We start from the raw sequence: 6,576 nt of genomic DNA, 5'->3' as shown, positions 1-6,576 counted from the left end.
GGCACGAAGATCGAAGCGAATGCCAACCGATATACGTTTGTATGGGGGAAGGCGGTAGTGAAGCATAAAGCCAAGCTCCAAGAAAAAGTCCAAACCTTGTTCGCCGCCATTGAGGAAGCTGAGAAACAAGAAGAACGTGCTCACGGGGGCCAGGATCTTCTTGAACTGGGCGAGTCCTCTGCCCTCACCGGTGAAAAGCTGGAGCAAGCCGTCAAACAATTAGAGGAGCGTCTGCAGGAGAAACCAAAGGACAAGCCGCTCAAGAAGGCGATGCGCACGCTCCGCAAAGACTTGCTTCCTCGCCTTCAGAAGTATGAGACGCAGGAAGCGATTTTAGGCACGAGAAACAGCTACAGTAAAACAGACCCGGACGCCACGTTTATGCGGATGAAAGAAGACCACATGCGAAACGGCCAGCTAAAGCCAGCCTATAATGTTCAGATTGGCACTGAAAATCAATTCATTATCGGTTACAGTTTGCACCAGCGGCCAACCGATACGCGCTGCCTCATCCCGCATTTTGAGAAGATAAAATCGCAGTTCGGCAAGCTGCCAAAAAAAGTCATCGCCGATGCAGGCTATGGCGGTGAAGAAAATTACGACTACTTGGAGCGAAATGAAGTCGAAGCCATGGTGAAGTACAACACGTATCACCGCGAAAAGAGCAAGGCCTGGCAAAAAGACATCAGCAAGATCGACAACTGGACCTATAACAGTGAACAAGATACATGGACATGTGCGGCCGGACAAACGCTCCATTTCCGAAGAGGGAGTAAGGAGAAAACGGAAAGCGGGTATGAAATCGAATACCGACATTACCGAAGCGCCGGCTGTGAGGGTTGTCCGCTAAAACCGCAGTGTACCCAAGCCCAAGGTGATCGCGAGATCAAGGTGAGTATGAAGTATTGGCGGCTAAAGAACCAGGCCAGGCAAAAGCTCCGCAGTGAAGAAGGTCATGCCCTAGCCGTAAGGCGCATGATCGAGCCGGAGCCTGTGTTTGGCCATGTAAAGAACAACCGAGGCTTTAAAAGGTTCCTGCTTCGAGGCTTACCCAAAGTAAGTCTGGAGGTGGGGTGGCTTTCCCTTGCCCACAATCTGCTCAAGAAAGCAGCGGTGGACGCCAAAAACCAAGGAGCTAAGCGAGAACAGACCGCCTAGCTCCTTGGTTTTTTATGAATCCCATCCAATTTGGCTGCTGAGGGTGTCCCAGAGTTTACTTTTGGGACACCCTCTTTATCTTAGTGATACGCCCTTAATGGGTTTCGTTCTCGTCCAACCACAAAATCGCCGTTACGCCGCGCGGATAATACCGGCTGCCGCAGATCACGCCGGCCATCATCTGGTCGCTCCAGCTCCAGAAGGCGTTCTTCTCGGAGGTCAACCAGGCGACGTGCGCCGCATCGGCCGCTTGCCCCTGTTCGTCCCAGGCGAGACCCATAATTCGGCGGGCGATGAATTGGCAGAGATAGATTTTGCTAAGCCAGGAATTGTTGCTCGTCGAGGACAGCTTCCAACCGCCGTCTTCGAACAGGCAGATGCCCGGCTGCAGCACGGTATCCAGATGTTTGGACAGCGCGGTGAGATATTCGCTGAATCGGCCGTTCTTGTCGAGCGCTTCCTCGCAGCCGGTGTACAGCGGGAAGATCAGCCCCTCGATTGCCGGGATGATCTTGGAGTCATTGTTCTCTTGAATGACCGCCGGAATATAGCCGCCCGGCAGCAGATGCGAGGCGATTGTCGCGGCGCACAGCTCGGCTTGACGGCCGGCCAACGATGCTGCCGTCTCGCGGCCGTTCGCGCGCAGTAGCTTCTCCATCGCGACGTAAGCCGCCCAGCTCTTGCCCGCCAGATAGATGTTGTTTCTTGCTTGCCCCAGCGAGACGTCCAGGCTGTCATAGGTGGTGATTTCCGCTCCGCCCATCGTGCGCGAGCTGTCGAGGCCCATGATGCCGGTCCGCTTGGCCGGTTCCGGATGGTCCCGGTTCACCATGCTCTCAAGGCATTGCTCCAGGATCGGCAAGTTGCGTTCCAGCCAATCGCGGTCGTTCGTCTGATGCACGTACACCGTGGCACTCAGCACCCAGTTGACGAGCTGTTCATGCGTCATGTGGGAGAAGCAGTCGTCGATCGCATGCAGCTCGTAAGACGAATAGCCGGGACGGGAGAATACGTTGGCAACGCCCATGTCATGCGTAAAGCTGATGCCGCCCGGATATTCGGTCCGATCCCCGGGAAGCCGAACCGTGTCCCGATAGCTGTAGCGGCTGGTGTACAGATCCAGCTCGTTTTTTACCGTCCACGGATTCATTTTCAGTTCAAAGAACAGCTGGTCAACCAGCAAATCGAAGGTATTCATCATCCGATACTCGCCTTCGTTCACGACCCACAGCGGTTTGCCCTCGTGCTCCAGCAGCTCGGTGGAACCGTAATAGCTGCGGATGGCATGCGCGAGCATAAACTTCTGATCCTCGTTCAGCTTGGCGTCGCTGACGAGCGCGTTGGCTTGACGGGCGACTTCCAGCTTGCGGTCGAATTCAGCCAGCGCGTAGGCGGCGACTTCCTCGATGTTGGCGAAGTACCGCGTATAGTAGTAGGACGCATCCAGCCCGGAGGTGACGTAACCGGCGCGATAGAAGCAGAGCGCAAAGCGGTAGGTGGCCTTCTCGCCCGCCGGGGTATCCATGAGCAGCGCGCCTACCGGACCCAGGCCAAAGCGCAGGTTCTCCGGCACCTTCGGCTTGAGGATCGCTTCCATGGTGAAAAAGCCGGCGCTCGTGATTCGCGGGTCGCTCGCCGCAATCGCGGTATGGCGGCCTTGGCCGATGCCGCAAATCCGGCCGTCGGTGACGTCTTCCAGGCGGCGGAGCGCGCTGAAGGCGTCGATGTTATGCAAGCCGAAGAAGGCTCTCCGCGCCGAAGTTCCCCGGGTGTTGTCGACGGTGATCTCCGCCAGCACCGCCGGCATGAGCGCGAACCGCAGTTGCTCTTCGGTGGCCGTCTCCGGATCGGGCACGCCTTCAAACGGCGAGATCAGGCGGAACGTTAAATCGCCGGCTTGCCATTCATCGATCGCCGCACCAAACCGGCGAACGATTTCGCTGCGGCCGAACGGGACGATGAGACCGCTTTCTTTTTGCTGAACAGAATGGGATGTGCTGGGCTCGTCACCGCTCTCTTCGGTCGTGTAACGATCCCGCTCGTCCAGCCCTTCGCCGAAGAAGGGCAGTGCCCGGTAACGCTCTTGCCCGTCATCCTGCAGACCGATATAGATGTTCTGCTTCGGCGGGCTGCCCAGCTCGAGGTCGAATCCGCCGCTGGGACCGGGATGTCCTAACGTAAAGCTGGCGAAGGCTCCCATCGGGGAGTGATGCGCGTTAAAAAATATATTTTTACCCAAGTTGATTACCTCCTGTTCAATTGGCTGCGGTTATGCTAGTTTGATTATAACAAGGCTTTGGGGGAACGCCCATGTCCAAACCGCCAAACGATTTATCCAAAACGATCAATGGCGGAGAGAACGGGAACCCAAAGGCGGCGAAACGGAGGGACGAGGGTGGCTCGAGAGCATCAGGTAACCGAATATATGCTGCCGGACATGGATTCGACGTTTAAGCTGTTTGCCGCGCATTTGCGGACGGTGACGAGCGAGTGGTCGTATCCGCGGCACAGCCACCCGTTGTTCGAGGTGAACCTGCTGCTGGCGGGCAGCCAGGAGATGATCGTAGGCGGCAGACGCTATGTGCAGCAGCCCGGCGATTTCCTGCTGCTGCGGCCTGAGGATGTGCACGAGAGCCGGGCGCTGGGGATGGGGCCGATGACGTATTATTGCCTGCATTTCAACGTCGACGAGCCCGTGCTCCGCGAGCTGCTGTGCCGCGGGGAGGAGCTTCTTCATGCCGCGGACAGCCCGCTAGCCGCGAGCATCCGGCCAAGCCTGGATCGGCTGATCGCGCTCACCTCGGACGGGGCGGGTGCGAAGCTGGCGGACAAGATGCGGGCGATGTCCGCGGTGTTCGAGCTGTTCGCCGGCCTGAGCGAAGGGCTGGCGGAGCGGGAGGCCGCTGCGCCCGGCAGCCGGATGAACCGGATCGCCGCGGAGATCGCCGCCGGTCTGGAGCGCAGCGTCGAGGAGCCGGAGGACTGGGGCGCGGCGGCGGTCGGCGAGGGCGGCGACAGCAGCGACGAGGTCGATGGGGATCGGTCGCGCGAGACCGTCGCGGCGGTAACCGCCGGGCTGGGGTACAGCGCCTCCTCCTGCAATCGGATTTTTCGCCGCGTCTACGGAATGTCGCCGCGCCAGTATTTGTCCGCGCTGAAGTTGAAGAAGGCCAAGCTGCTGCTGATGGAGCCGGAGCTGTCGGTGGAGGCCGTCTCGATGCGCCTCGGGTACAAGGATATCGCTCATTTCAGCCGGCAGTTCAAGCGCTGGACCGGGGAATCGCCCGGCAAGTTCAGAGCCAGATTTCATATTTAACTTTATCGGAAAGGGGTTGGCTGTGTTGACGATTGAAATTGAAAGCGCTGACTTGCTGGCGTTGCCGCATCGGAAGCGAATCGTTTTTTTGGGTGACAGTATCACGGATAATGGGACGTATATCCGAAATTTGGAGGCTTTTTTCCTGAAGCATCTGCCGGAGCACCGGCTGGAGTGGATTAACTTGGGGGTCAGCAGTGAAACTGCGGCGGGAACCAGCGAATCGGATCATCCGTTTCCGCGCCCCTGCGTGCATGATCGCCTGGAGCGCGCGTTGACGGAGGTTCGGCCGGATTGGGCGTTTATTTGCTATGGAATGAACGACGGCATCTACCATCCGTTCGGAGAGGGGCGCTTCGAAGCCTACCGCGACGGGGTGCGCCGGGCCGTGGAACGCGTACGTGGCGCGGGAGCCCGCGTGATCCTGATGACGCCGCCGCCGTTTGACGTCGCCTCCTTCGGCGGGGAGGCCCTGCCGGACGGGATGGACGATTACTCATTTGAGCGGCCGTATGTCGACTATAACACGGTGCTGGAGCGTTATGGGGCCTGGATCCGGGAATACGGGGAGGCGGAAGGGCTCACGGTAGTGGATCTTCGCAGGCCGCTAAGTGAGTTGATCCGTGTACGCCGCGAAGCCGACCCTGGCTATCGCTACGGCGATGGCATTCATCCGAATGAAGACGGACATTGGGTCATCGCGCGAACGATTCTGAGCCGCGTCTTCCATTTGGAGCTGGAGCGGATGCCGGATTGGGCGGAAGGCGGCGACCGCGAGTTCATCCGGCTCGTCGGCGCTCGCCGCGCCGTGCTGAACGCGGCATGGCGGGAGCATGTCGGGCATACGAACCCGAACAAGCTGGAGACGCCGCCGCTCGCGGAAGCGCTGCAGCAGGCCGAGGCGATGCTGCCGGAGATCGAGCATGCCGCTGCAGCGGAGGGCGGTGCGGAGAATGCTGAGGCGAGCGAATGGATGGGGTATGCGCGCACCGACTTTTACTTCGGCGGCCGCGAGTGCGTGCTGGTCGCTCCGAAGGCGGCCGCCCCCGGGCGGCCGTGGGTGTGGCGGAGCGAGTTCTTCGGCGCCTTCGCGGACGCCGACCTCGCTCTGCTCGAGCAAGGCTGGCATCTCGCCTATTGCCGGCTGAGCCATCTCTACGGCTGCCCGTTCGCGGCCGGACAGATGGAGGCTTTTCGCGCCGAGCTGACCGCGAAATACGGGCTCGCCCCGAAGCCGGTGCTGTTCGGCTTCAGCCGGGGCGGCCTGTACGCGCTGCGGTACGCCGCGCTGTACCCGGATCGCGTCGCGGCGTTGTACCTCGACGCGCCGGNCGAATCGCCTGCCATAGCTCCCCTGAACCGTCCGATGGGAATCGGACGGTTTTTTTGCTGTGAGTGGCGGGCGAGGGGTGGCGGCAAGGGGGGGGGAGTCCGGGAGCCGTGTGCCAAAGGGGGGCGGTAAGGAGGAGCCCGGGAGCCGTGTGCCAGGCGGAGGCCGTTGGGATTGTATATGAAATTTCGAACATAATCGCCGGAATCCCGCTGAAATGGAGGATTGTATATGAAATTTCATATAGATTGGGCGCTTGCGCTGCCAAACGTTGGGATTGTGTATGAAATTTCGAACATAATCGCCGGAATTCCGCTGAAATGGAGGATTGTATATGAAATTTCATACAGATTGGGCGCTTGCGCTGCCAAACGTTGGGATTGTGTATGAAATTTCGAACACAATCGCCGAAGTCCCGCTGAAATGGAGGATTGTATATGAAATTTCATATAGATTGGGCGCTTGCGCTACCAAACGTTGGGATTGTGTATGAAATTTCGAACACAATCGCCGAAATCCCACTGTAATGGAGGATTGTATATGAAATTTCATATAGATTGGGCGCTTGCGCTGCCAAACGTTGGGATTATATATGAAATTTCGATCCTATCATCTCATCCGGCGAACATAGCTGGGCCTGAATCTCATACGGAAAAACTAGCTAGTTGAATCAACCAACAAACATTATCAAGCTCCAAGGTCACTCAACCGCCTGCAGTTACTCCAATGTGCTTCAAGTTACTCCAACTGGCTGGAAGTCACATAACCCTGC

4 protein-coding genes are annotated in these 6,576 nt (G+C 58.4%); 3 read left to right on the top strand and 1 reads right to left on the bottom strand.

What is annotated here, in order from left to right:
• On the top strand, positions 1-1,158 hold a 1,158-nt coding region (locus BN3795_RS23550; RefSeq protein WP_068787119.1), incomplete at its 5' end, for an IS1182 family transposase.
• Positions 1,159-1,252: 94 nt separating this feature from the next.
• Here BN3795_RS23550 and BN3795_RS23545 read toward each other — a convergent pair.
• Positions 1,253-3,397 (bottom strand): glycoside hydrolase family 52 protein, encoded by a 2,145-nt coding sequence (locus BN3795_RS23545; protein WP_110945357.1) that lies wholly within the window; start codon positions 3,395-3,397, stop codon positions 1,253-1,255.
• A gap of 156 nt (positions 3,398-3,553) precedes the next feature.
• Here BN3795_RS23545 and BN3795_RS23540 point away from each other — a divergent pair, with 156 nt between their 5' ends.
• Together BN3795_RS23540 and BN3795_RS23535 are read left to right on the top strand one after the other, a co-directional pair.
• On the top strand, positions 3,554-4,474 hold the full coding sequence (locus BN3795_RS23540) for an AraC family transcriptional regulator (RefSeq protein ID WP_110945356.1): 921 nt from the start codon (positions 3,554-3,556) through the stop codon (positions 4,472-4,474).
• A gap of 22 nt (positions 4,475-4,496) precedes the next feature.
• Positions 4,497-5,936: an alpha/beta fold hydrolase gene (locus BN3795_RS23535; protein ID WP_456319981.1), complete on the top strand. Its 1,440-nt coding sequence runs from the start codon at positions 4,497-4,499 to the stop codon at positions 5,934-5,936.
• Positions 5,937-6,576: the final 640 nt, after the last annotated feature.

It is taken from the genome of Paenibacillus phocaeensis (assembly GCF_900021165.1).
Lineage (GTDB): Bacteria > Bacillota > Bacilli > Paenibacillales > Paenibacillaceae > Fontibacillus > Fontibacillus phocaensis.
Note: the sequence above shows the minus strand (reverse complement) of the source record. Positions and strands in the feature narration are given on the sequence as shown.